Source organism: Prevotella sp. AM42-24 (assembly GCF_003461825.1).
Classification (GTDB): domain Bacteria; phylum Bacteroidota; class Bacteroidia; order Bacteroidales; family Bacteroidaceae; genus Prevotella; species Prevotella hominis.
In genome coordinates, this window is the sequence record NZ_QTXV01000012.1 from 50,411 (window position 1) to 73,928 (window position 23,518).

23 protein-coding genes and 2 tRNA genes are annotated in these 23,518 nt (G+C 44.0%); 16 read left to right on the forward strand and 9 right to left on the reverse strand.

Going from position 1 to position 23,518, the window contains the following annotated elements:
* Nucleotides 1-46: 46 nt before the first annotated feature.
* On the reverse strand, nt 47-1,075 hold the full coding sequence (locus tag DW917_RS05975; RefSeq protein ID WP_118117130.1) for a diacylglycerol kinase family protein: 1,029 nt from the start codon (nt 1,073-1,075) through the stop codon (nt 47-49).
* Nucleotides 1,076-1,256: 181 nt separating this feature from the next.
* Between DW917_RS05975 and DW917_RS05980 the strand changes: the two genes are divergently transcribed.
* Entirely contained in the window at nt 1,257-2,447 is a 1,191-nt protein-coding gene (locus DW917_RS05980) for an aminotransferase class I/II-fold pyridoxal phosphate-dependent enzyme (protein WP_118117131.1), read from the forward strand.
* Nucleotides 2,448-2,552: 105 nt separating this feature from the next.
* A complete protein-coding gene (locus tag DW917_RS05985; RefSeq protein ID WP_118117132.1) occupies nt 2,553-3,767 on the forward strand; it encodes an L-serine ammonia-lyase in 1,215 nt (404 codons plus the stop codon).
* 165 nt (nt 3,768-3,932) lie between these two features.
* Here DW917_RS05985 and DW917_RS05990 read toward each other — a convergent pair whose 3' ends face one another.
* The gene (locus tag DW917_RS05990) at nt 3,933-4,511 is read right to left on the reverse strand and encodes a phosphoribosyltransferase (protein ID WP_158570073.1); all 579 of its coding nucleotides are present in this window, start codon (nt 4,509-4,511) and stop codon (nt 3,933-3,935) included.
* A 172-nt stretch (nt 4,512-4,683) separates the two neighbouring features.
* On the opposite strand from DW917_RS05990, the gene DW917_RS05995 reads away from it, so the two are divergent.
* The 9 genes from DW917_RS05995 to DW917_RS06035 all read left to right on the forward strand — a co-directional run bounded on the left by DW917_RS05995 (nt 4,684) and on the right by DW917_RS06035 (nt 11,517).
* A complete protein-coding gene (locus tag DW917_RS05995; RefSeq protein ID WP_118117134.1) occupies nt 4,684-5,574 on the forward strand; it encodes a YitT family protein in 891 nt (296 codons plus the stop codon).
* A gap of 162 nt (nt 5,575-5,736) precedes the next feature.
* Nucleotides 5,737-5,810: transfer RNA gene (locus DW917_RS06000), tRNA-Pro, on the forward strand.
* A gap of 32 nt (nt 5,811-5,842) precedes the next feature.
* Nucleotides 5,843-5,916, forward strand: a tRNA-Pro gene (locus DW917_RS06005).
* Nucleotides 5,917-6,028: 112 nt separating this feature from the next.
* Entirely contained in the window at nt 6,029-6,613 is a 585-nt protein-coding gene (locus tag DW917_RS06010) for an AAA family ATPase (protein ID WP_022110264.1), read from the forward strand.
* 21 nt (nt 6,614-6,634) lie between these two features.
* Nucleotides 6,635-7,003: a CidA/LrgA family protein gene (locus DW917_RS06015; RefSeq protein ID WP_118117135.1), complete on the forward strand. Its 369-nt coding sequence runs from the start codon at nt 6,635-6,637 to the stop codon at nt 7,001-7,003.
* 29 nt (nt 7,004-7,032) lie between these two features.
* On the forward strand, nt 7,033-7,722 hold the full coding sequence (locus tag DW917_RS06020) for an LrgB family protein (RefSeq protein ID WP_118117136.1): 690 nt from the start codon (nt 7,033-7,035) through the stop codon (nt 7,720-7,722).
* A 269-nt stretch (nt 7,723-7,991) separates the two neighbouring features.
* On the forward strand, nt 7,992-9,164 hold the full coding sequence (locus DW917_RS06025) for a DegT/DnrJ/EryC1/StrS aminotransferase family protein (protein WP_118117137.1): 1,173 nt from the start codon (nt 7,992-7,994) through the stop codon (nt 9,162-9,164).
* Nucleotides 9,165-9,381: 217 nt separating this feature from the next.
* The gene (locus tag DW917_RS06030) at nt 9,382-10,851 is read left to right on the forward strand and encodes a right-handed parallel beta-helix repeat-containing protein (RefSeq protein WP_118117138.1); all 1,470 of its coding nucleotides are present in this window, start codon (nt 9,382-9,384) and stop codon (nt 10,849-10,851) included.
* Nucleotides 10,852-10,893: 42 nt separating this feature from the next.
* Nucleotides 10,894-11,517: a M48 family metallopeptidase gene (locus DW917_RS06035; protein WP_147344122.1), complete on the forward strand. Its 624-nt coding sequence runs from the start codon at nt 10,894-10,896 to the stop codon at nt 11,515-11,517.
* On the opposite strand, the gene cdd is transcribed toward DW917_RS06035, so the two are convergent.
* The 3 genes from cdd to DW917_RS06050 form a co-directional block, all read right to left on the reverse strand.
* On the reverse strand, nt 11,518-11,997 hold the full coding sequence (gene cdd / locus DW917_RS06040) for a cytidine deaminase (RefSeq protein ID WP_022110271.1): 480 nt from the start codon (nt 11,995-11,997) through the stop codon (nt 11,518-11,520).
* A 98-nt stretch (nt 11,998-12,095) separates the two neighbouring features.
* The gene (locus DW917_RS06045) at nt 12,096-13,385 is read right to left on the reverse strand and encodes a M64 family metallopeptidase (RefSeq protein WP_118117140.1); all 1,290 of its coding nucleotides are present in this window, start codon (nt 13,383-13,385) and stop codon (nt 12,096-12,098) included.
* 18 nt (nt 13,386-13,403) lie between these two features.
* Entirely contained in the window at nt 13,404-14,333 is a 930-nt protein-coding gene (locus DW917_RS06050; protein ID WP_118117141.1) for a glucosaminidase domain-containing protein, read from the reverse strand.
* A 113-nt stretch (nt 14,334-14,446) separates the two neighbouring features.
* Here DW917_RS06050 and DW917_RS06055 point away from each other — a divergent pair, with 113 nt between their 5' ends.
* Complete coding sequence (locus tag DW917_RS06055) at nt 14,447-14,824, forward strand: 2-amino-4-hydroxy-6-hydroxymethyldihydropteridine diphosphokinase (RefSeq protein ID WP_118117142.1); 378 nt, start codon at nt 14,447-14,449, stop codon at nt 14,822-14,824.
* Nucleotides 14,825-15,001: 177 nt separating this feature from the next.
* Here the strand turns inward: DW917_RS06055 and nrdG are convergent, their stop codons facing one another.
* The 4 genes from nrdG to DW917_RS06075 form a co-directional block, all read right to left on the reverse strand.
* Nucleotides 15,002-15,517, reverse strand: coding sequence for an anaerobic ribonucleoside-triphosphate reductase activating protein (gene nrdG / locus DW917_RS06060; protein ID WP_118117143.1), 516 nt, complete (start codon nt 15,515-15,517; stop codon nt 15,002-15,004).
* A 25-nt stretch (nt 15,518-15,542) separates the two neighbouring features.
* Complete coding sequence (locus DW917_RS06065; RefSeq protein ID WP_118117144.1) at nt 15,543-17,765, reverse strand: anaerobic ribonucleoside triphosphate reductase; 2,223 nt, start codon at nt 17,763-17,765, stop codon at nt 15,543-15,545.
* Between the two features lie 356 nt (nt 17,766-18,121).
* Nucleotides 18,122-18,955 carry a type II pantothenate kinase gene (coaW, locus tag DW917_RS06070; protein ID WP_118117145.1) on the reverse strand — a complete coding sequence of 278 codons (834 nt, stop codon included), beginning with the start codon at nt 18,953-18,955 and terminating at the stop codon, nt 18,122-18,124.
* 26 nt (nt 18,956-18,981) lie between these two features.
* Nucleotides 18,982-20,451, reverse strand: coding sequence for a DASS family sodium-coupled anion symporter (locus tag DW917_RS06075; RefSeq protein ID WP_118117146.1), 1,470 nt, complete (start codon nt 20,449-20,451; stop codon nt 18,982-18,984).
* Between the two features lie 215 nt (nt 20,452-20,666).
* Here DW917_RS06075 and DW917_RS06080 point away from each other — a divergent pair, with 215 nt between their 5' ends.
* The 4 genes from DW917_RS06080 to DW917_RS06095 form a co-directional block, all read left to right on the forward strand.
* Nucleotides 20,667-20,984 (forward strand): hypothetical protein, encoded by a 318-nt coding sequence (locus DW917_RS06080; protein ID WP_022110279.1) that lies wholly within the window; start codon nt 20,667-20,669, stop codon nt 20,982-20,984.
* Nucleotides 20,985-21,445: 461 nt separating this feature from the next.
* Complete coding sequence (locus DW917_RS06085) at nt 21,446-21,808, forward strand: hypothetical protein (protein ID WP_118117148.1); 363 nt, start codon at nt 21,446-21,448, stop codon at nt 21,806-21,808.
* A gap of 1 nt (nt 21,809) precedes the next feature.
* A complete protein-coding gene (locus DW917_RS06090; protein ID WP_118117149.1) occupies nt 21,810-22,151 on the forward strand; it encodes an addiction module toxin RelE in 342 nt (113 codons plus the stop codon).
* Between the two features lie 333 nt (nt 22,152-22,484).
* On the forward strand, nt 22,485-23,518 hold a 1,034-nt coding region (locus tag DW917_RS06095), incomplete at its 3' end, for a transposase (RefSeq protein ID WP_147344123.1).

The following is a 23,518-nucleotide window of genomic DNA, read 5'->3' on the forward strand; positions in this document are numbered from 1 at the left end:
CGTCTTTAGGGGATGTTTTAAGGTGGTTATATGCGTCTGCTTCTATTTAAATATTCAGTTTGCGTTGTACAAGTTTGCTTAAAGCCTCCACTTTCTTGCTTTGCTTGTTGAAGTCATCACGCATGGCATTCAGGTCGTTAAAGAACTCTGTAAATGCCGTTTGGATGGCATTTGGTTTGCGGGCATTCTTGTCTGCGTATGGATTGACTATCATCTTGATGCCTTTTTCTTCAAGATGTACGTCAATTTCCGTTCCCGACATCACTGGGTCGCCATCATAGTGGATGACGCCCGGTTGGCTTCGGGTGATATGAAGTTTCTTGCAGCGGAAACTTTTTATCTTGGAGTTCTTGTCCAAAGTCTTGTTGAACATGTCGAAACTTACCTGTGGAGCTTCGAGCACATCGAAAGGTTCCATGATGATGACGTCCATCAGTCCGTCGCTCATGGAAGCTTGAGGGGCTATGTATGCATTGTTGCCGTATTGGGAGGCATTGGCACATGAAATCAGGAAAGCCTTGTATTGTTTTGTTCCGGTCTCGTCCTCTAATGTATAAGTTTCCGGCTGGTACTTCAAGCCTTCTCTGAGGATATTCTCAGCATAGCTGATAGGACCACGCTTTCCGCTTTCTGCAAATTTCATGCTGACAAAGGCGTCAAATCCCATGCCGCATGTACAGAAGAAAGGATATTCATTGATGACTCCGTAGTCAAGGTCGTGAATTTCGCAATGATTGATGATTTCAATGCTTTTCTTCAAGTTCATCGGTATCAGGAGATGGCGTGCTAATCCGTTGCCCGAACCGCAAGGGATGATGCCTAAAGCGGTATCGGAATGGACGATGGAACGAGCCACTTCATTGATGGTTCCATCGCCACCTACAGCCACAACGATATCCACATGGTTGTTCTTAGCTTCGGTGGCAATCTCCGAAGCATGTCCAGCTCTTTCTGTCATCCTAATCTCGTACTCGAAAAGCTCTTTGTTCAATGTTGACTCTATCAGACTTGGAATGGCAGCCTTGCTGCTGGTGCCTGAAATAGGGTTCATTATGAATACTATCTTTTTCTTCATCCAATGCAATAATTTTGTAATATGGTCTTGCAAAATTAGCAAAAATCCCCAAAAAACTGGTTTTTATCACATAAAAAAACGCTAAAATGTAACTTTCTTAGAAAAAAATAGGATTTATAAGTTCTTTTTTGTATCTTTGCACCCTGAAACAATTGAAAATAATAAAGTACACCTATTAATAATGGGACAATTACAAGAAAGATACAAGAATTATCGTGAACCACAGAAGTATATGGCTGCCGGTGTGTATCCATATTTCCGTGAGATTACAAGTAAGCAGATGACAGAAGTTACTGACATCGATGGTCACAAGATTTTGATGTTTGGTTCTAATGCTTACCAGGGTTTGACTAATGATCAGCGTGTAATAGATGCAGCTAAGGCTGCTCTCGACAAGTATGGCTCAGGCTGTGCTGGAAGCCGTTTCCTTAATGGTACTCTCGATTTGCATGTTCAGCTCGAAAAAGAGTTGGCTGAGTTCATGGGTAAAGATGAGACTCTTTGCTTCTCAACAGGTTTTTCTGTAAATCAGGGTGTGTTGGCTTGCGTTGTAGGTCGTAATGACTACGTGATTTGCGATGACCGCGACCATGCATCTATCGTAGATGGCCGTCGTCTCTCATTCGCTACACAGTTGCACTACAAGCACAATGATATGGAAGACTTGGAGCGTGTGCTCTCTAAACTTCCTCAGGAGGCTATCAAGCTGATTGTTGTGGATGGTGTGTTCTCAATGGAGGGTGATTTGGCTAACTTGCCAGAAATCGTGAAGTTGAAGCATAAGTACAACTGCTCTATCATGGTAGATGAGGCTCATGGCTTGGGTGTGTTTGGTAAGCAGGGTCGTGGTGTCTGCGATCATTTCGGTCTGACAGACGAGGTGGATCTCATCATGGGTACATTCTCAAAGAGTTTGGCTTCCATCGGTGGATTTATTGCATCAGATAAGGATACTATCAATTTCCTCCGTCACAATTGCCGCACCTACATCTTTAGCGCATCTAATACTCCAGCCGCTACTGCTGCTGCTCTTGAGGCGCTTCACATTATTCAGAAGGAGCCTGAGCGTTTTGAAAATCTCTGGAATGTAACCAACTATGCTTTGAAGCGTTTCCGTGAGGAAGGTTTTGAGATTGGTGAGACTGAGAGCCCTATCATTCCTCTCTATGTTCGTGATGCAGAGAAGACTTTCGTCGTAACAAAGATGGCTTATGATGCAGGTGTATTCATCAATCCTGTGATTCCTCCAGCTTGTGCACCTCAGGATACTTTGGTTCGTTTTGCCCTGATGGCAACTCATACCAAGGAGCAGGTAGAAAAAGCTGTTGTAATCTTGAAGAAAATTTTCGTAGAAGAAGGTATTATCAAGTAATCCTTATATTATATATAATAAGGTATAATGATAAAGGTCAAGTTGGACAGTTCCTGTTTAGCTTGGCCTTTATTTTTTCTTTTTTCAACATTAGATAAAAGTACGATGAAATCATTAAAGGAATTATATAGAATCGGCAAGGGTCCTTCGAGCAGTCATACGATGGGACCTCAGCGTGCAGCAAAACTCTTTCTACAGCGTTGCGGTAATGCTTCTTCGTACGAAGTGACGCTTTACGGCAGTTTGGCTGCTACAGGAAAGGGACATATGACAGATGTGGCTATTGAGGAAGTTATCCAACCCTATCATTCTGTCAAAATCATCTGGGAACCTCAGACGTTTCTTTCTTTTCATCCCAACGGAATGAAATTTGTGGGAAAGGATGTCGATGGCGATATCCTGGATGAATGGACGGTGTTTAGTATTGGTGGAGGTGCGCTTTCTGAAGGCAATGGCGACCAGGATGAATTGGGTGCCAAGGATGTGTACGAACTGAATAAGTTGGGTGATATCCAGAACTGGTGCTATGAGAATGGTCGTTCGTATTGGGAATATGTAGAGAAGTGCGAGGGACCGGAAATCTGGGATTTCTTGGCTAACATCTGGAAAACGATGAAGGAGGCGATTGAAAGAGGTCTGGAGCATGAAGGTGTGCTTCCTGGACCGCTGAAGTTGCCTCGCAAGGCTGCCAATTATTATACCAAGGCGAATGGTTATCGTGCTTCCTTGCAGAGTCGTGGACTTGTTTATGCTTATGCTTTAGCAGTCAGTGAAGAAAATGCATCTGGCGGTATTATCGTTACTGCTCCTACTTGTGGTGCCTGCGGTGTGTTGCCGGCTGTACTTTATCACATGCATAAGGCGCATGAAATGGGTGAACAGCGTATCCTTCGTGCTTTGGCTACAGCTGGTCTTGTAGGAAATGTCGTTAAGCAGAATGCTTCCATCAGTGGTGCGGATGTCGGTTGTCAGGGTGAGGTAGGTGTAGCCTGCGCTATGGCTTCAGCTGCTGCCTGTCAACTTTTTGGTGGAAGTCCATCACAGGTAGAGTATGCTGCGGAAATGGGACTGGAGCATCACCTCGGTATGACCTGCGATCCTGTATGCGGTTTGGTTCAGATACCTTGTATCGAGCGCAATGCATTTGCTGCGGCACGTGCCTTGGATGCAGATTTGTATGCTTCCTTCTCCGACGGTCATCACCGTGTTTCGTTTGATAGAGTAGTGGAGGTAATGCGACAGACTGGTCATGATCTCCCATCGCTCTATAAAGAAACTTCTGAGGGAGGATTGGCCAAAGGGTTTAAGAGTAAGTTCTGAATATTCAATAGTCAATATTCATCAACAATCAGTCACTGATACTGAGTTGTGGATGCTGAGTTTCAATCATGAGAAAAGGCTTGTTTAGGAATGAAAAATCCTACACAAGCCTTTCTGCTATAGGGGAAATCCTGATTGATAAGATGTTTACCTTCGCTTTTGAAATCAAAGTTTTTTCCCTAATGCAATTGCTGCAATCACGTTAGCTCCTTCTGCCTTGAGTTTGTCTGCGAATTTGCAAACGGAACTGCCTGATGCGATGATGTCGTCGAATAGCAGGATGTCCTTGCCCTTGATGGCTTCGAAGTCAAAGGCATATTCGTCCTCTTCCTCTCCATCGTCAGGATTCGTTTTGGTAGTCCAGGAAATAAGCGGATAGGCATTGGCCATACTGGTCTGCTCGCAGACCTCCTTGCTGAATTCCTCAAAACGTCGTTTGGTATTTGCATGGGTAGATGCAGGAATACAAACGAGGGTCAACTGGTTAGCGGCATCGCCGAAAGTCTCCTTGATGAGAGTGGTGATGTCGGAAATCGCTTTCTTGAGAGCCTGTTGATGGTCAATCTCTGTAGTCAACTCCGAGTTTCCCTTGAAGTTGACAATGTAATCTCTCTTTTCCCAGTCTTCAGCAGACAGTTTGAAATTGCCATACGCATTGTAGGAAGCGTAATCGACAATCCATTTGTAAGGAAGACCGTTTTTAAGATGTTTCCAGTTTGTAATAATCGTAGTGTATTCTGCCATAACTTTCATGTTAATTAATGAAACAATAGAGTATTTTGAATGCTACAATATTATATGATATGTAGTAATGATGCAAAAATAGGAATATTTTTTTGAATATCTCACATATTTGTCTTAATTTTACGAAAAACTTTGTAATTTTGCACCCATATTTAAAATATACATCATTTTTATGACGAGAAAAAGTAAAATTCATGAGATTAGAGATTACGTCATCATAGCCTTGGCGATGTTGATAGGTAGTATTGGATTGAACATTTTCCTTTTGCCTAATCATATCACGATGGGTGGTATCGGTGGTCTCGCTTCTATCTTGTACTGGGGTGCAGGCATCCCTGTATCAGTTTCTTATTTCGGTCTGAATGTCTTCCTGTTGGCGATAGCCTTGCGCATCCTCGGATGGCGATTCTGTCTGAAGACGCTCTATGGCATTTCCCTTTTTGCCATTTATACTCGCATGATAGAGTTCTATGGGGAAGGAAATATTACCTTGTTGCATGACCAGCCTTTCATGGCGACCGTCTTGGGAGGTTTTTGTATGGGTACGAGTGCCGGATTAGGTTTGTCTTGCAATGGCAGTACGGGTGGTTCGGATACGGTGGCAGCCATGATCAACAAGTTTTATAACATTTCCTTAGGACATGCCATTCTGATTTGTGACCTCTGTATTATTTCGAGCAGTTATTTCGTGCTGAAGAGTTGGGAGATGGTGATTTATGGTTATGTATGCCTCTTTGTGTCGTCTCTCTGTGTTGATCATGTCATCAATACCTTGCGTCGTTCGGTCCAGTTCTTTATCATCTCTGATAAGTATCTTGAGTTGAGTGCTGCTATCAATACGACAGCCGACCGTGGTTGTACGGTGATGGATGGACATGGTTGCTATAGTGGCAAGGATGTCCACATGCTCTTTGTCTTGGCGCGTCAAAGGGAATCGCAAAAGATTTTCCGACTGATAGACGAGATAGATCCTACTGCTTTTGTCAGTCAGAGTGCCGTTATCGGTGTTTATGGTTTAGGCTTCGACCGTTTCAAGGTAAATAGAAAACTGTTGAAGAAGTAGTATCATGACTAATGGGACACCCTTATTTGCGTGTAAAAAAGGGATTTTTTAGCAAAAATGAAAAAAAGTTCGGAAAAAATTTGGTGGAATCAAATATTTGTAGTACCTTTGCAATCGCAATTCAGAAATGAGGCTAAAAGCTAAGTAAATGAGTTTGATGAGCGGGGTGTAGCGCAGCCCGGTAGCGCTCCTGTTTTGGGAACAGGTGGTCGCAGGTTCGAATCCTGTCGCCCCGACTCTATCTCTTACTAAGTTAGCATCATGCAAGCGGGGTGTAGCGCAGCCCGGTAGCGCTCCTGTTTTGGGAACAGGTGGTCGCAGGTTCGAATCCTGTCGCCCCGACAAAAAAGCTAAGAAGTCTATTCTTCTTAGCTTTTTTGTTTATATATAAAAGCCGTTGTACTTTTGTATCGTATCAAGATAGGGTAACAATTTTTAAAAATTAGTATAGCTCATGATTATTACAATAGCCCGCCAGTGTGGCTGTGGTGCCGTCAATGTAGGCAAATTGCTGGCAGAACATTATGGTATTCCTTTTTATACCAGAAAGAGCTTGCTTCAGATGGCAAGCGAGAAAGGTGTGCTCGATGAGATGGAAGCATTCTTTGAGGAGCGCCCAGTAGATGAACTCCTGTTTGCCATGTCTTCCTTTGGTGAAACTCGCAAAGATTCCACGGAAAGACCTTTGCGTGTACTTGCAGACATGATTGGTGACGAGAACTGTATTATCATCGGTCGTTGCGGTAACTATATTTTCCGTGAACGTAAGGATTTGGTTTCCGTATTCTTGAAGGGAACGATGAAATCCCGCATTGCAGATATCCAGATGGAACAGAATCTTTCTTATGAAGATGCGAAGGAGTTTGTAGAACAGTTAGACGACTGTCGTGTGGCATACCATAAGTATTATACAGGGCTTACCTGGGGAGATGCCAATGATTATGACATTTGTCTGGATAGTGACCGGTTGGGAACAGAAAAAACAGCCTCTATGATAGAGCGCTATGTGGAGCAAATCGGTTTGGACAACGAAAAGTGATACTAAAATTAACTTGAAATCATGAAGTTTCTTATTCAATTTATGATAATCATCGCTTTCTCGTTTTTGGGAGAGCTGTTGCATTATTTTCTTCCATTGCCTATACCAGCCAGTATATATGGTATAGTCTTGTTGTTTGTCGCCTTGGAGTTGAAATGGGTCAAGGTGAAGGATATTCGTGAGACGAGCAGTTTTCTCATCGCAGTCATGCCTGTCATGTTTATTCCTGCAGCTGTAGGACTTATTGATTCTTGGAAGTCGATAGGCAATTCCTGGCTGGAGTATATCATCGTTACGGTATTGAGTACTTTTGTAGTGATGGGAGTCTCTGGTTGGATTACACAGTTTGTTATCCAGCGTAACAAGGTACAGAAAGAAAATAAGAAGTAATTAACTAAAATAATAAGGGAGAAAACAAGATGGAGTTGTTTCTGGAATCAGTATTTTTTGGAGTGCTGGTCAGTTTGGTATCGTATGGAATAGGTTTGGCTTTGAAAATTAAGACGGGTTGGTCTCTTATGAATCCGCTCTTGATAGCTATCATATTGGTCATTTGTGTGTTGTTGCTTACAGGTGTAAGTTATGAGTCGTATAGTGCTGGTGCCAATATCATCAGTTATTTGCTGACGCCTGCCACGATTTGTCTTGCTGTACCATTGTATCAGCAGGTTGAATTGTTGAAGAAGAATTATCGTGCCGTCATGATTGGTATCTTGTCGGGAGTATTGGCAAGTTTGTGTTCCGTACTTATCCTTGCATTACTATTTCATTTCGATCATGCTTCGTATGTTACGTTCTTGCCAAAATCCATTACGACAGCCATCGGTATTGGCGTATCAGAAGAGTTGGGCGGTCACGTATCAGTTTCAGTAGTCGTTATCATCGTAACGGGAGTTCTTGGAAACATCTTTGCAGAGAAGTTCCTTTCCCTCCTTCGCATCAAGGAACCGATAGCAAAAGGTATCGCCATCGGTTGTTCTGCCCATGCTTTGGGTACGGCTAAAGCGATGGAGATGGGTACTATTGAGGGAGCGATGAGTAGTCTTTCAATCGTGGTTTGTGGTGTGATGACGGTGATAGGTGCGTCTTTTTTTGCTCTTTTCTTGTAGCTTTTGCACAATTTGCACAAAAAAATGGCTTAAAAGCGATACTTTTTTTGGTAGTTTGCTTAAAAAATATTACCTTTGTCCTGCAAAAATATGAAAAAAGGCAGAATGACCCAACTTCATATCATAAGCAGGATTTCACAGGGCAACGCATACTTCGGCAACCCCCTATGTTATCTGCTATCAGTAAAAAAAATGATGAGTTTGATCGAGACATGTAAAAGTAGTAGCAAGTTTCGATTAACCCTAGAAGTGTCAAAACGACTCCACTCATGATTAAGTTTTTAGACTTACAGAAGATTACTTTGCAGCATGCGGATGAGATTCATGAGGCAGTTAGCCGTGTGATAGATTCCGGTTGGTATCTGCAAGGTAGTTCTGTCAAGCAGTTTGAAGAACATTACGCTCACTTTATCGGTACCCGCTATTGTATAGGTGTAGGAAACGGCTTGGATGCCCTGACCCTCATCTATCGTGCTTATATAGAGATGGGCGTGATGAAGGAGGGGGATGAGGTGATCGTCCCAGCCAATACCTATATCGCTTCCATCTTAGCTATTTCAGAGAATGGTCTGAAGCCAGTTTTGGTAGAACCAGATCCAGAGACTCTTGAGATAGACGATGCTCGTATAGAGGAAGCAATCACGGAGCGTACCCGTTCTGTGATGATCGTCCATCTTTACGGACGATGTGCTTATACTCAGCGAATAGCCGATATTTGCAATAAGTATCATTTGAAATTAGTAGAGGATAATGCCCAGGCGCATGGTTGCCGTTATCTTGGTGAACCAGCAGTTCCTGAATCTGTGCAGAAAGGCAAGCACACCGGTAGTTTGGGTGATGCTGCGGGACATAGTTTTTATCCAGGAAAGAATTTGGGAGCATTGGGTGATGGCGGTGTTGTTACCACAGATGATCAGGAATTGGCAGAAGTCATTCGAGCTTTAGCCAATTATGGTTCGCATAAGAAATATGTCTTTCAATATAAGGGTCGTAATAGCCGTTTGGATGAGATTCAGGCAGCTGTACTTGATGTCAAGCTCAAGTATATAGATGAGGATAATGCCCATCGCCAGCAGATAGCCCGATATTATTATGATCATCTCCAAGGTTTGGAGACCTTATCTGCGCATTCAGCAGGATATATTCGTTTACCCAAGCAGATGCCAGATGCGAGCAATGTCTATCACATCTTCCCGATTTTCTGTAATCGTAGGGATGAGTTGCAGGAGTGTCTTACCAATCATGGAATCCAAACATTAATCCATTACCCGATAGCTCCTCATCGTCAGGAATGCTATCCTGAATTACATTCCCTTTCCCTTCCTATCTCAGAGCAGCTTCATCAGGAAGAACTGAGTTTGCCGATAAGCCCTGTTATGACATGGGATGAAGTGGAAGAGGTGGTAAAGAGTGTTAAGTCTTATTTCTTTTTAAAAGGATAGTCTTTTTATGTCACAAAGTGGAACGATAGCAAGAAACACTCTCATCATGTACATCCGCATGTTTGTCATGATGATAATAGGACTTTACACCAGTCGTGTATAGTCTCAAGTGGCTTGCCATCAAGAGTCATCAGGAAACTGGGCGAACTTTTCATTTTATCAGAAAGATGGTTGATAAAATATAGAATAATTTGCAAGTTCTTGCGTTATTATAAGTATGAGTAAGAATTCGGTTATATTATATTTTATAGGTTTATTAGGAATCGTAAGTTTGTCTTCCTGTATGGATGATGAGGATTTTTCTTCATCCCGGGCAGACTTGCTGACTTTTTCTACTGATACGGTAAGGTTGGATACTACCTTCTCGAATGTTCCGACACCTACCAGAACGATGTGGGTTTACAACCGTTCTGGAAAAGGTATCAGATGTAGCAATATCCGTCTGGAAGGTGGTAATCAGGAAGGTTTCAGAGTGAATGTGGATGGTACGTTTCTCGGACAGGCAGCTGGTTTTCAGACAAGTGATGTCGAGATTCGTAAGGGAGACAGCATCCGTGTATTCGTGGAATTGACTTCTGCTCAGCAGGAGAAAAATGAACCGCAGTTGGTGGAGGACGACCTTGTCTTTACCTTAGAAAGTGGGGTGCGGCAGAAGATTAATCTGCGTGCCTTTTCATGGGATGCAGAGATGCACAACGGTCTGGAAGTGAAGAAAGGTGAGGAAACTGTTCTGGGTGAACCGGATGAAAGCGGCTACCAGAAACCAATCGTTATCTATGGCGGAATCAAGGTAGATAGCTTAGGTACACTCACTATCAGAGAGGGTGCTACGCTTTATTTCCATGAGAATGCTGGTATTGATGTATATGGTAAACTGAAGTCTGCAGGTACTGCCGAAAAACCGGTTACGATGAGGGGCGACCGTATCGACCGGATGTTTGACTATCTGCCATACGACCGTACTCCCGGACAATGGCAGGGCATCCGATTGAGAGAGGCTTCTGCTGATAATGAACTGAAATATACTGATCTCCACAGTGCTTATCATGGTATTGTAGTGGATTCCTGCGATCTTGCTACCCAGAAATTGCTGGTAGAAAATTCTACTATCCATAACTGCCAAGGCTATGGCTTAGCGATTTCTTATGCCAAGGTACAGGTTTATAATACGCAGATTTCAAATACGCTCAATCATTGTCTCTATGTAGAGGGTGGTCATGTGGATGTCAACAATAGTACAATTGCACAGTTCTATCCGTTTGATGGCAATCGACGTTCTGCAATCGGTTTCAAGGCTCCTATAGATACATTGAACGTCAGAAATTCTCTCGTTACGGGATATGGTAATGATGAGGTACTGTGGACGCCAGTAGAGGAAGAACCGCTCAAGTTCAGTTTCGACCATTGTGTGTTGCGTACCGAGAAGATGATGACGGAGGACAGTCTCCGTTTTACCCATGTCGTCTATGAAGATGTGAAGGATACCACCATGTATGGCGAGAAGCATTTCTCAGTTTTCGATACTGAAAATCTGATTTATGATTTCCACTTGTCTGCCAAGTCTGCTGCCATTGGTGCAGCCGATCCGAAGACCGCTTTGCCTTATGATCGCAATGGTCTCAAGCGCGAAGAAGACAAGGCTGATGCAGGATGTTTCCTGTATCGGGAGGATAAAAAAGAAGAGTAGTTTTTCTTTTATGACTTATCAGGAGAAATGTAGCTTATGAAGATGAGTACATATAGAAAATGGGCCTTGTGCTTTTTGGGGATGAACTTGATGTTTGTCCCTTCTTTGGTTTTTGCCCAGCGCAATGATGAGGCTACCGAGCAGTTGGGTAAAGCTTTGGAGTATTTTACGTCCCAAAAATATCATGAGTGCCTGATGATTATGCAGGACTTGGAGAAGCAATATCGGCTCAATCCCAGATACAAGGCCTATTTAGGAGTCTGCTATTATTACGAATGGGATTATGAACATGCTAATAAGTATCTGACGGAGGCGATACCCCAGTTGGCTCTGTTTGCCCCTCATGAACGGTCGTTCTATTATTGGGCAAATGCAGAAAGTCTTTTCAATCTGCAGAAGTACAAGGAGGCCATCCCTATGTATGAGGCAATGTTGCCGTTGTGCTATGAGAATGAAAAGCCGGATGCCTATTACCGCTTAGGTTTCTGTCATCTGTTTATGGAAAACTGGGTGGGTGCATGGAATGAATTTCTTAAGGCTCAGGATGCTTATCAGAAATATAGGGACACACCCGACATGCAGGCCCGTATCATACAGGTCAGCCACATGTTGGATGGATTGAAGCCTAAGGTGATAGGCATTGTAATCAGCGATCTGCTGAAGTAGTTATCTCATATTGGCATCTACGAAAGAGAAAGGAAGTAGGTCCTTGATGCTTCTGAAGCAATAGATGCCCTCTGTGCCATAGAGAAGAATGCGTACCGGTTGCTTGTAGCGGTCTTCTATTTCGAGGATGACCTGACGGCAAGCTCCACATGGGGAAATCGGATCCTTGAGAAATCCGTTGGCATTTCTTGCAGCAATGGCAATGGTCTTGATGGACAATTCCGGATGGTTTGCCTGTGCTGCAAAGACTGCCGTTCTTTCAGCACAGAGTCCTGATGGGAAGGCTGCATTTTCCTGGTTGGCACCGATGACGATGCTACCGTCTTCCAGAAGACAGGAGGCTCCTACGTAGAAGTGACTGTAGTTGGCGTATGAATTCTGGGTAGCAGCAATAGCTTTTTCCACCAGGTTTTGTTCTTCCTGGCTCAATTCTTCCAATTGTGCAAACTGGTATTCAATTTCAATTTTTCTTTCTTTCATAGTTCTAAGGAGTTTTGGTTTTGTAACAGATAACTGAAACCTATTTCTACTGAAAATAGGTTTCAGTTATTTTTTTATTTTTGAAGTTATATAGAGGACTATTTTGTATAGAAATCTATTAGGTTTGTGATAGCTCTCTTGCAGACAGGGCAGAATTCTGGCGTGTCATTGATGCGCATGCGGCAATCCTGAACGCCACGATATACTCCCTTGGTGCTGTAGCCGGCACCTTCAAAGACTCCCACCTTGCTTTCTGCCACCTTCGTATTCTCTGAGAGAGGGGTAGGGATAGGTGTTCCCTTCTTAACCATGTCTTTCCACTTACTGGAGAAGTTGACCAGCGTGGTGATGTTCGGCTCCCAAGGTTCTACGTCGTGTGGATACATTGGAATCTCTTCGAAATCGTAGGCGTATTCGTCTGCGAGACCAGCAAAGGAATGCCCGAACTCATGTACTACTACTGGCTTGTACCACTTGTGGTGGGTAGAGGTCAGGTTGTATGAATTGAGGATTCCACCTCCACCATATTTCTTGGAATTTACCAGTACAATGATATGCTCGTATGGGGTACCAGCCAACCAGTTGTGCAGGTCCTTCAGATGGAGTGTGGTCAGGTATCTGTCGCTATAGAATGTATCAAAATGAGAGTGGAGTGCAGTATTCTTCCAGATTCCTTTGGCAGGTTCGCTCGTTCCGCTTTCTTCAGATGGTGATTTTACGGCGATGACATTGAATCTGTCACGCATTTTCTTGAATGGCTCATGATTGAAGAGCGCTTCGTTGGCATCCTTTACGTCTTTGATGAAAGTGTCCATCTCTGCATCTGTGTATCCCTCTGCTACGTAAGCAATATGGATGCAGCGAGTTGTATCGGCTGCCTGCTGGATGGTTTCGTATGCTGTCGGCTTCTCTCCCTTGTGGTGGATGAGGATGTCGGTAGGCACTACCTGATGGGTGAGTGATGCAGTAACCTCACGGCGGTTGTTGAAGAGCGACAGGGTGATGTCCACCGTGTCTTTTGGCATCGGTACGAGGAATACATTCTCAAAACTCTGTGTATTCTTCTTAGCCTCCGGGTAGGAAAGCCATTCCTGGAAGAGGGTAGAGAAAGAGTTGCGATAGATGACCTCACCTGTCTTGTGGGCACGAACTGTGATTTGTCCGTTTCCTTCTACAGGCACTTCGCCCAGTCGCTGCTTTTTACCATACCAGCGGGGCATGACGTTCAGTTCATCTACTGCAATCATCTGTTGCTTTGCGTTTCCTACGAAGGTATAATCTACTCGCAGGGTTTTGTCAACGAAATAGTCGTTGAAGTTTTGTGCCAGGAGTTTGCCTGGCATCATGAGCATAGCAAGAGCTGCAATGATCAGTGTTTTCTTCTTCATTTTCTTTTCTTTATTTCTTTATCTTACTTTCAGTCTGGCTCCAGGGTATATCTTGAAGTCAGGATCAAGGTGATTCTTGGAATAGAGACTCTTCAGTCTTATGCCATATTTCTGTGAAATGCTGTACATGCTCTCGCCTGGTTGTACGATATGAGGGCGTTTCTTGAACTGCTTAGGCGCTTTCTTGCGCTTTTTCTTCAGATAGATGATATCTCCCTTGTGCAGGATATCGTGTTTGTCTCTTTCGTTGTACTTAGCCAATTTTCTCCAACTGATACCCACTTCCTTTCCGATGCTCTTGAAGGTTTCTCCCTCTCTGGCATACAGATAATAGTTGTCGTTGAAGATGTGGATAGGGTGCAGAAGTCCTTGTGCGTTGACCGGCTGATCTGTGCCACTATGTTCTGCCATGAATTTGTCGTAGCGTTTTGCCTTGTCATAATCATGGAGCTTGTACAGTTCGATAATCTGTATCAGTTTGTTGGCATACTGCGGATTGGTAGCATAGCCACATTGTTTCAGCCCTCTTGCCCATCCTTTGTAGTCGTTGCTGTTCAGTGAAAAAAGCCGGGCATATCGCTGTTGCCGTGCCAGAAAGCGGCTATGGTCTTCGTAGCTTTCCCTGGCATCGCTATATACACGGAAACATTCACCACGGGCGTCATCGTCGTGGTATTGCGTAGGACCAGTCCATGAAGTGTGGCATTTGATGCCGAAATGATTATTGCCCTGTCTTACCAGGCTGCTTCTGCCTGCAGCGCTCTCGAAGAGACCTTGTGCCAGCGTGATACTGGCTGGTATCCGATATTTGAGCATCTGCTCAATAGCAAGATCCTTGTACTGGTTGATATATGTCTGATAAGTCTGGTTCCACTTCATCTGTGCGCCCGAAGGAAGGGTGCAGAGCAGAAGAGCCAGACCTATGATGTTTGCTTTGATTCTATTCATACTGCAAAAATATAAAAAATAGTTTATTTTCGCTTGTTTTCTCTTATTTATTTTTTATTTTTCACTTTTTGTATGCTTTTTCGATATTATTTGATTATTTTTGCAGAAAAAAGATGAGCGTTAGGATATTGATAGCTTTAGGCTCTAATCATGAGCAAGAGAAGAATGTGGCTTTCGCAATGGAGCGTCTGCACAGCTTTTTCCCCGGCATCTCCTTTTCGAGAATGTTATGGACCGAACCGATAGGCATCGCGTCCGACCGATTCGTAAATGCCCTTGCCTTAGCTGATACGGATAAGGAGCAGGAGGAAGTGGAACGGATATTGAAACAGGTAGAGAAAGAATGTGGAAGAACTCGGGAGGAAAAGATGAGGAATATCATCAGATTGGATCTCGATCTTTTGCAGTGGGGTACAGTCCGGTTGCGTGAACAGGACTGGGAAAGGGATTATATCCGCCTGTTGCTGCAGGAGATGCAATGGGCATTCTGATAATTTCACAAACTTATAGGGAGTTATAGAATACGGAAATATGGAATGGACGATACAATAAAAATCCTCTTGATCAGGCTGATAAAGCTGAATCAAGAGGATTTTTATATTTCACCAGCATCAGGATTTCTCCCGATGCTGGTGAGTAAAGTTATGATGTCTTATCGTTTTAATGCCTTATAAAACCGGTGTAGGGTTGTCCTTGGTGAGGTGTAGTTCTACCACCTCTCCTGTGGCAAGCGACTTCTTTACATTGATGAGTCGCTGGTTGCTGCTTCCCCTGAAAAACAGGTCCTTATCGGCGAGTGCCTTTATGAACGGACCATCTACCAGGACATCTATCTGTTCAAGCAGTGCTCTCTGTGCCGGGTTCTTCAGGAGATTCTCATATTTATAACCCGTAAAGCACCAGATATCCTTGCTGCTTTCCTTGCGGATGGCACGAGCTAACTCGGCAAATCCCTCAGCCTGAAACATCGGATCACCTCCTGAGAAGGTAACGTTGGCGAACGGATCGCTCATGATTTCCTTCAGCAGGTCTTCGGTTGATGTCATCGTACCATTGTTGATGTCCCACGACTGCGGATTATGGCATTCAGGACAATGATTGGGGCAACCTGCACAATAGATAGAGGTCCTGAAACCAGGACCATCCACCATCGTGTCGTGGATTACGCTAAGAACGCTTATCATGATTTCTTCCCAGTTTATCCTTATTTTACTTTTGTGGAGTGTCGATATGAGTTACACGGTCGTGAAGCTCAGCCAACTTGCCACTGTTCCAGCGGTCGGTAGTACCTACGAGGTAACCAGTGATGCGCTGCAACTTGTCGATGTGGTGACTTCCGCACTTAGGACAAACTTCCAGATTGGCCTCTGCATTCTCGTAGCCACAGTCCAGACAGCGGTTGCGGTTGTGGTTTACAGAACCATATCCCATATTGTACTTATCCATCATGTCAACCACACTGGCAATGACAGAAGGGTTGTGGGTAGCATCGCCGTCAATCTCAACATAGAAGATGTGTCCACCACGAGTCAGATCGTGATAAGGAGCCTCCACCTGTGCCTTCTTCATGGCAGTACACTTGTAATATACAGGTACGTGGTTTGAGTTGGTATAGTAATCGCGGTCAGTAACGCCCGGGATGATACCAAACTGCTTGCGGTCTTTCTTGGTGAACTTACCGCTCAAGCCCTCTGCTGGAGTAGCGAGGATGGAGTAGTTGTGGTGATACTGCTCGCTGTATTCGTCAGCATGTTCCTTCATGAAGGTAACAATCTTCAGACCCAATTCCTGTGCCTCTTCGCTCTCGCCGTGGTGATGACCGATGAGGGCAACCAGACATTCTGCGAGTCCGATGAAACCGATACCCAACGTTCCGTGATTGATTACGCTCTCGATGGTCTCCTCTGGCTTCAGGTTCTCGGCGCCTACCCAGAGATATTTCATCAGCAATGGGAACTGCTTAGCCATAGCGGTCTTCTGGAACTGGAAGCGCTCGTCGAGCTGCTTGGCTGTGATATCGAGGATATTGTCAAGCTTCTCGAAGAAAGTCTTGATTCTCAATTCCTTGTTCTCGATACCCATGCACTCGATGGCCAACTTTACGATATTAATCGTAGAGAAACTCAAGTTACCGCGTGCGATACTGGTCTTCTCTCCCCAACGGTCTTCGAATACACGTGTACGGCAACCCATAGTGGCGATTTCCCATTTGTAGCGCTCAGGATCGTCAGCACGCCACTTCTCGTTCTGATTGAATGTGGCATCGAGGTTGAGGAAGTTAGGGAAGAAACGGCGGGCAGTTACCTTGCAAGCCAACTGGTAGAGGTCGTAGTTGCGGTCCTCTGGCAAGAAGTTGACGCCACGTTTCTTTTTCCAGATCTGGATAGGGAAGATGGCAGTTTCGCCATTTCCTACGCCATCGTAAGTACTCTTCAGAATCTCGCGCATGATGCAACGGCCTTCTGCACTGGTATCTGTACCATAATTGATAGAAGAGAAAACCACCTGGTTACCGCCACGGGAGTGGATGGTGTTCATATTGTGGATGAAAGCCTCCATTGCCTGATGTACACGGTTTACGGTCTTGTTGATGGCGTGCTGCTCCAGGCGTGCTCTTCCCTGAAGATTGTCGAGTGGCTTCTCGATATAGTCATCGATAGGCGCCTCATAAAGATCCTTGAGATCTTCTCCTGAGAGTTTCTCCAAGTTTTTCACTTCCTCCTGGTAAGACATTCTTACGTATGGAGCCAGGTAGAAGTCGAAAGCAGGAATAGCCTGACCACCGTGCATCTCGTTCTGACAGGTTTCCAGAGAGATGCAAGCCAGTACGGCTGCTGTCTCAATACGCTTGGCTGGACGGCTGGAACCATGGCCAGCTGTGAAACCATGCTTCAGGATGACGTCGAGCGGATGCTGTACGCAAGTCAGACTCTTGGTAGGATAATAATCTTTGTCGTGTATATGAATGTAGTTGTGCAGGACGGCGTCACGAACTTCCTCGCTGAGGAGGTAGTCGTCAACGAATGGTTTTGTAGTTTCAGAAGCAAATTTCATCATCATGCCGGCAGGAGTGTCGGCATTCATGTTGGCGTTTTCACGGGTGATGTCATTGTTCTTGGCATTCACGATGCTCATGAACACATCGCGTGTCTTTGCCTTGCGGGCAATGTTACGCTGGTTGCGGTATGCGATGTACTTCTGTGCCACGTCCTTGCGGGCACTCTTCATGAGCTCCATCTCGATGGCATCCTGGATGGCTTCTACGCTCATCTGGTTCTTGCCACGATAGCTTACATGATCAGTGATTTTCTCAATAAGAGTTTCATCTTCACCCTTGTCTGTGTGCAACATGGCTTTACGTATGGCAGCCATGATTTTCTGTTGATTGAAACCAACAATGCGTCCGTCACGCTTTACTACAGTTTGTATCATTTCTAGCTTTACTTTAAGATTGATATTTAATTAGCTTATTATTAACATTTTACGCAAAAAAGAGGCAGTAGAAACCTCGATTTTGACATTGCAAAGATACAAAAGATATTTGAAAGTTTTCTCTTTTGGACAACTTTTCTTTGGTTAAAAAATATTAAGTAGCTGATAATCAGGCAATTAAAAAATCGTTTTGGAAAACTTTTGTATTTTATTGTTTTCCAAAACGATTAATTGCTTATGCATCAAAGAGTTATGCGATTTTTGCCCCGAAATGTTAATTATTGCTTATTCGGATGCTTTAGTCGATAATCCCTTTATATATGGGCTTTCTGCACCTCACTTGCAGAAATCTGAGCTTATTTCTGATTCCTTTTATAGTCAAGCGCTGCACCTATTGCCGTGCAGAATTCTGAATATTTAGGTATGCGGAACCTGACATTGTAGAGTTTCTCCATGGCAGGGAATACTTCCCGGCACTGAGGCATGAGGGTCAGGTTTCCGATGAGTACGAAATCCTTGATTCCCGACTCTAAGGAGGAAAGGATTGTGGCAGAACCGATACATTGCAGTACCATCCAGATGAGGCCTTTGGCAATATCTTCGCGAGATGCGTTTGCCTTGGCGTTGCTGAACAGAGATGCCACGGCATTCATTGGCAGTCCTGGCAATGGTTTGGCGCTGATATCGCCTATGAGCAGGTTGATCTTGGAAACATCACCATCTTTTGCCAGATGGGCTATCTGCTTCACGTCGTCGGTCTTGAGCATGATGCGGCTCAGTCCTGCTAAGGTGCCGCCTCCGATGCCGATACCTCCGATGTGGCGTATGTTGTCGCCTTCGCATTTCACGAGTGATGTACCCGTTCCCATGCTTACTACAATCATCCTGTCGAGCTTGCTTTCATATTTGGCACCAAGGCCGTCGGCTACGAATTCCTCGCTCTTGGAGGTAGGAAGTCCATAGATTGGCTCGTCTATATAAGCAGAGCCTACGCCGGTAAGCATCACATGTTCCACCTCAGAGAGGCTGATCTGGTTGTCGTGCAGGTATTTTCCGAATGCTCCATACAGAGATGTGATTGGGTCTGTAGCCTTGATACGGATGGGACTTACTACGATTCCGTCTTCGTCAATGCCCACAATCTTGGTGGTGGAGATACCTACGTCGATACCAATTACTATTTTTTTCATTTTAGAGATATATTGTTTTGAGTTTTTTAGAGTACACCCATCTTACAGAAAGTGATGAGCACACCATATCCGAGAATCATACTGATGAGACCGATGGTCAGGCCAGCCTTCACCATATCGGTCTGTTGGATGAGTCCGGTAGAGTAGGCGATGGCATTTGGAGGGGTGGAAATAGGAAGCGACATGGCGCAGGAAGCAGCCACGGCTACACCTATAATAATAGTAGAGGTTCCACCGATGCTTTCGAGTGAATTGCCCATACCGGCACATACTACGGTCAGGATAGGAATCAGGAGGGCTGCAGTAGCGGTGTTGGAGATGAAGTTACTCAATGCAAAGCAGACGAGTCCTGATACGATCATGATGACTATCGGGTTGAACGTGTCGAATGGAATACTCTTCACGGCATTCTCTGCTAACCCCGTACCATTCATGGCAAGACCCAAGGCAAAACCACCGGCTACCATCCAGATGACTGCCCAGTCGATTTCCTTCAGGTCGTCGGCTGTGAGCACACCGGTAAATGCAAATACGGCGATAGGTAACATGGCTACGGTATTGGCATTGATACCGAAATATTTCTTACCGAATACCCAGAGTACGATGGTCAGGATGAAGGTGGCTGCCACTACGATGGTACGCCAGTTGAACTGGATGTCTCCCTTGATCTGCAGTTCGATAGTCTTCTGTGAGAAAGGGAACATCTTGCGGATAATGAACCATGCCAATACCAGCATAACGAGTACCATCGGGCACATAATCATCATCCAGTCACCGAAACCGATGTCGAGATTGAGTCCGTCTGGTGCTGTAAGAACCTTGTATGCGAAAGCATTAGGAGGTGTTCCGATAGGCGTTCCCATACCGCCGAGGTTGGCTCCGATAGGGATGGCCATGGTGAGTGCTATTCTTCCCTTTCCGTTGGCAGGAAGTGCCTTGAATACAGGAGTCAGGAAGGTAAGCATCATGGCTGCGGTGGCAGTATTAGAGATAAACATGGAGAAGATGCCGGTGATGAGCATGAAGCCCAATAGTACATTTTCTGATTTCTTGCCGAAAGGAGCGATGAGGGTCTTAGCCATCAGTACATCGAGTCCACTCTTGGTGGCGGCGATGGCCATCACGAAACCACCGAGGAAGAGGATGATGGTAGGGTCGGCAAAGCAGGCCATAATACCCTGATACTCCAGGAGGTTGCCGTATTCGCCTTCGGAACCTTGCATGATATTGAAGGCCGAGTCGGATACACCGAACAGCAATACGAAGATGATGACTACTGATGTTGCCCAGGCAGGAATGGCTTCGGTGAGCCATAGCATGACCGCCATGACGAAGATGGCGATGACGCGTTGCTGAACGACTGTCAGCCCCTCGATGCCAAAGCTGTCGATGGGCAGATTCCAAACTATTGCGGTGAGCAGGGCGGTGATGGCAAACATCAGAGCCTTCTTGCGATTGAAGTCGCTGCTCAAAACTTTTTTGACGGTTTCTTGCATTTTCTCTATGTTTTTTATGGATTTTGTTGGCAAATGTACGCAATATTTCCGACATAACAAAATATTAGATAGAAATATTCATCAAATACTGAGAAAAATTACAAAAAGTATCTTTATCTGAAAAAAATGATGCAAAAGGTTGGTCTTTTAAAAATAAAGTATTATATTTGCGAAATCTTATAGTGAAAGATTATCTAACATAAATATTTTATACCATGACTCAAGTTACATTTGTTTTGGTTTTCTTTGTAGTGGTCATGCTGCTGGCATTTTCATTATACCACCACAAGAAGCACATAGAGTTTAAGATGTCGGACATAGAGAAGGCTGTCCGTAGTGCTTATCCTGAGGGTGTCACTTCTGTAAAGAAGGGAGACCTGGTAGTTGCTGTGAAGAAGTATTTCCATTGCAGTGCTAAGGATGCCCATTATATAATAGGTGTAGCTCGTAGAAAGAAGATCGTGGATATTGCTGCCGAGCAGGTATCATTGCATACGGAAAATTGCTCCTTAGAGGGCACAAAAATGCCATAGTCAGGGCGCAAAGTTGCCGTGCCTAAGCATTTTCTCACCCTTCATTATCCATCATAGTCTAATGATGCGTTTTATTGAGGTCTAATGATGCGCTTTATTAGGTGCTAACGAAGCGCTTTATTAGGTGTTAATGATGCGCATCGTTAGGTCATGTAGATTTTCAACAAGTTATGTTCTTGAAAATCAGCAGATTACAGATGAAGTGTGATGGCAATATAAAGAATGAATCTTCTTTACATTAGCTTGGCTGAGGTTCTCGTATTTTCAGACGCTTCTGTTTTCTCTGAGAATCAACCAAACAGCGCCACAGGCAGAGGTTGATCAGAGTATGTATTATATTGATGATCAGCTTATGAACTTATGGCTGAAGGAATAAATTGAATATTTTTGAAGTGAAATCGAGATAGGACAATAGAGCCTTTTGGTATTTTTGATACTGAAAGGCTTTTTTTGTATCTTAAATGAAGAAAGTCGCTCTTTTCTTTGGCATTTCTAATTCTTTTCGTTATTTTTGTGGCGTTAATTTAAAAGAAAGGAATAAGATGGAAACGATTAATATTCAGTTTCAAGTACCTTCTACAGGTCAATATACGCTTGACGAATTTGTCGCTAAGCTCAAAGACTATGCTGAAAAATTAGCCAGTTCTATCTCCAAATCAGAAAATAGTTACCAGGAAAGATATATGAGCCAAGCCGAGCAGGAAGCCTATGTGGCAGAAAGCCTCAACCGTGCTCTTGATGAAATGGAAGCTCATAAAAAGAATGGGACTAAGCCGATGGATGCTCGTGATTTGTTGAGAAGACTTCGGGAAGAGGAGGCGTAGTATGAAGGTTAAGATTTATACGGAAAAAGAATTTGAGCGACAACTTAGAAAGCTTTCCAAGAAATATCGTTCAATGCTTGATGACTATGATGCTTTTCTTACAGGCTTAGAACAGGATCCTTACCAAGGTACTAGTCTTGGCAAAGGTGTCAGAAAGGTAAGAATGGCAATAGCCAGTAAGGGTAAAGGTAAGAGTGGTGGTGCAAGGGTCATCACTTATAATCTTTACCAGGAAGGAGATTCTATTATCATTGATTTGTTGACAATTTATGATAAAGGAGAAATCTCTAATATCTCTGATGAGTTTATCAGCTTTTTACTTGATAAACGTAAAAATGGATAATACGCAGAATTTGTAGATTGTGTGATAGTGGAACTTCTTTGGAGTATCGAATAAAGACTTCCAGGAAATCAAGTCGGCGATAGCTGTTTTGCAGAAAGGCGAGTTGATTATCAAGGATCATACGATGGCTGCCCTTGGTTTGGGCGGTAAACCGTATAAGAAAATAAGGGGGTGTGTCATAAGTCTGTGACGCACCCCTTTTAATTTTTTGCCTTTTCACAGATACGAAATTTTTAAAAAACATTTTTATTTACAACAAAGCCCAAACTTTCACAAGCTCGGGCTTTGTCTTTCCGCAAAAAAAATGTATTTTTGCAGAAAACTTCTTTAAGTATGGCAAAGATACAAATAAAATCTGAAACTCGGCACGAATTGAGCTTTTTTCCTAACTCTTTCGATGATTATGTGCCAAAAGACAGCAAAGTTCGTATGGTGGATCGTATTGTTCGCAGTATGGACATCAACCCTCTCATGGATACCTATGATGGGATTGGTGCTCCTCCTTACAGTCCGAAGATGCTTCTAAGTTTAGTTGTTTTTGCCTATATCAATGGCGTTTATTCCTGTCGTGGCATAGCGGACGCACTTAAATACGATGTTCGCTATATGTGGATTTGTGGAGGCAAGCGACTGTCTTTCGCGACCATCAACCGCTTTAGAACCAATCATATGATAAAGTGCATCGACTTCTATTTTGATGCAGTCGTCTCCATATTGGCTGAAAAGGGCGTGATTAGTCTGGAGGAACAATATGTTGATGGCACTAAGATAGAGTCGAAAGCAAACAAGTACACGTTTGTATGGAAGAAGACCGTGGAAAAGAACAGGGCTAAGCTCTTGGAAAAGACCTCTGCTGCATTGGCTCAGATAAAAGAACAAATTCGCCTGAATGGCGGGAGTGACATTAGGAAAGAAGACAGCGAGCCAGCCACTTTCGCCAAGGATGTAGAGAGAAGTGCACGTTTGTGTGAGAGGCAAGTGAAGAACCTTCCTAAGGCAAAGCTTACAGGAAGAGAGAAGCAAAAGCTAAATACTCAGATAGATCACTTGTTCAAAGCCTCGGACAAACTGCGCGAGTATGAAAAATCACTGGATATACTGGGCGAGAGAAACAGTTACTCCAAGACTGATCCCGATGCGACCTTCATGCGCCTCAAGGAAGATGCCATGAACAATGGGCAGACAAAGCCTGCCTATAATCTTCAAATAGCGACAGAGAATCAATATTGGACGAATTTCGCCCTCTATCACAATCCAACAGACACCCTGACCTTCAAACCGTTTTTGGATAAGTACAAGAAAAGACATGGAAAGCAATCCAAGTGTGTCACCGCAGACTCAGGATACGGATCAGAGGAGAACTATGA

Excerpts from the sequence above, each read along its gene's own strand:
- cdd (WP_022110271.1), bottom strand. The coding sequence starts at position 11,997 with ATGAAAGAAAGAAAAATTGAAATTGAATACCAGTTTGCACAATTGGAA.
- nrdG (WP_118117143.1), bottom strand. The coding sequence starts at position 15,517 with ATGATAAGCGTTCTTAGCGTAATCCACGACACGATGGTGGATGGTCCT.
- DW917_RS06025 (WP_118117137.1), top strand. The coding sequence starts at position 7,992 with ATGATTAAGTTTTTAGACTTACAGAAGATTACTTTGCAGCATGCGGAT.
- DW917_RS05975 (WP_118117130.1), bottom strand. The coding sequence starts at position 1,075 with ATGAAGAAAAAGATAGTATTCATAATGAACCCTATTTCAGGCACCAGC.
- DW917_RS06020 (WP_118117136.1), top strand. The coding sequence starts at position 7,033 with ATGGAGTTGTTTCTGGAATCAGTATTTTTTGGAGTGCTGGTCAGTTTG.
- DW917_RS06030 (WP_118117138.1), top strand. The coding sequence starts at position 9,382 with ATGAGTAAGAATTCGGTTATATTATATTTTATAGGTTTATTAGGAATC.
- DW917_RS06015 (WP_118117135.1), top strand. The coding sequence starts at position 6,635 with ATGAAGTTTCTTATTCAATTTATGATAATCATCGCTTTCTCGTTTTTG.
- DW917_RS06035 (WP_147344122.1), top strand. The coding sequence starts at position 10,894 with ATGAGTACATATAGAAAATGGGCCTTGTGCTTTTTGGGGATGAACTTG.
- coaW (WP_118117145.1), bottom strand. The coding sequence starts at position 18,955 with ATGAAAAAAATAGTAATTGGTATCGACGTAGGTATCTCCACCACCAAG.
- DW917_RS06090 (WP_118117149.1), top strand. The coding sequence starts at position 21,810 with ATGAAGGTTAAGATTTATACGGAAAAAGAATTTGAGCGACAACTTAGA.
- DW917_RS06050 (WP_118117141.1), bottom strand. The coding sequence starts at position 14,333 with ATGAATAGAATCAAAGCAAACATCATAGGTCTGGCTCTTCTGCTCTGC.
- DW917_RS06085 (WP_118117148.1), top strand. The coding sequence starts at position 21,446 with ATGAAGAAAGTCGCTCTTTTCTTTGGCATTTCTAATTCTTTTCGTTAT.
- DW917_RS05980 (WP_118117131.1), top strand. The coding sequence starts at position 1,257 with ATGGGACAATTACAAGAAAGATACAAGAATTATCGTGAACCACAGAAG.
- DW917_RS05995 (WP_118117134.1), top strand. The coding sequence starts at position 4,684 with ATGACGAGAAAAAGTAAAATTCATGAGATTAGAGATTACGTCATCATA.
- DW917_RS06080 (WP_022110279.1), top strand. The coding sequence starts at position 20,667 with ATGACTCAAGTTACATTTGTTTTGGTTTTCTTTGTAGTGGTCATGCTG.
- DW917_RS06055 (WP_118117142.1), top strand. The coding sequence starts at position 14,447 with ATGAGCGTTAGGATATTGATAGCTTTAGGCTCTAATCATGAGCAAGAG.
- DW917_RS06075 (WP_118117146.1), bottom strand. The coding sequence starts at position 20,451 with ATGCAAGAAACCGTCAAAAAAGTTTTGAGCAGCGACTTCAATCGCAAG.
- DW917_RS06065 (WP_118117144.1), bottom strand. The coding sequence starts at position 17,765 with ATGATACAAACTGTAGTAAAGCGTGACGGACGCATTGTTGGTTTCAAT.
- DW917_RS06010 (WP_022110264.1), top strand. The coding sequence starts at position 6,029 with ATGATTATTACAATAGCCCGCCAGTGTGGCTGTGGTGCCGTCAATGTA.
- DW917_RS05985 (WP_118117132.1), top strand. The coding sequence starts at position 2,553 with ATGAAATCATTAAAGGAATTATATAGAATCGGCAAGGGTCCTTCGAGC.
- DW917_RS05990 (WP_158570073.1), bottom strand. The coding sequence starts at position 4,511 with ATGGCAGAATACACTACGATTATTACAAACTGGAAACATCTTAAAAAC.
- DW917_RS06045 (WP_118117140.1), bottom strand. The coding sequence starts at position 13,385 with ATGAAGAAGAAAACACTGATCATTGCAGCTCTTGCTATGCTCATGATG.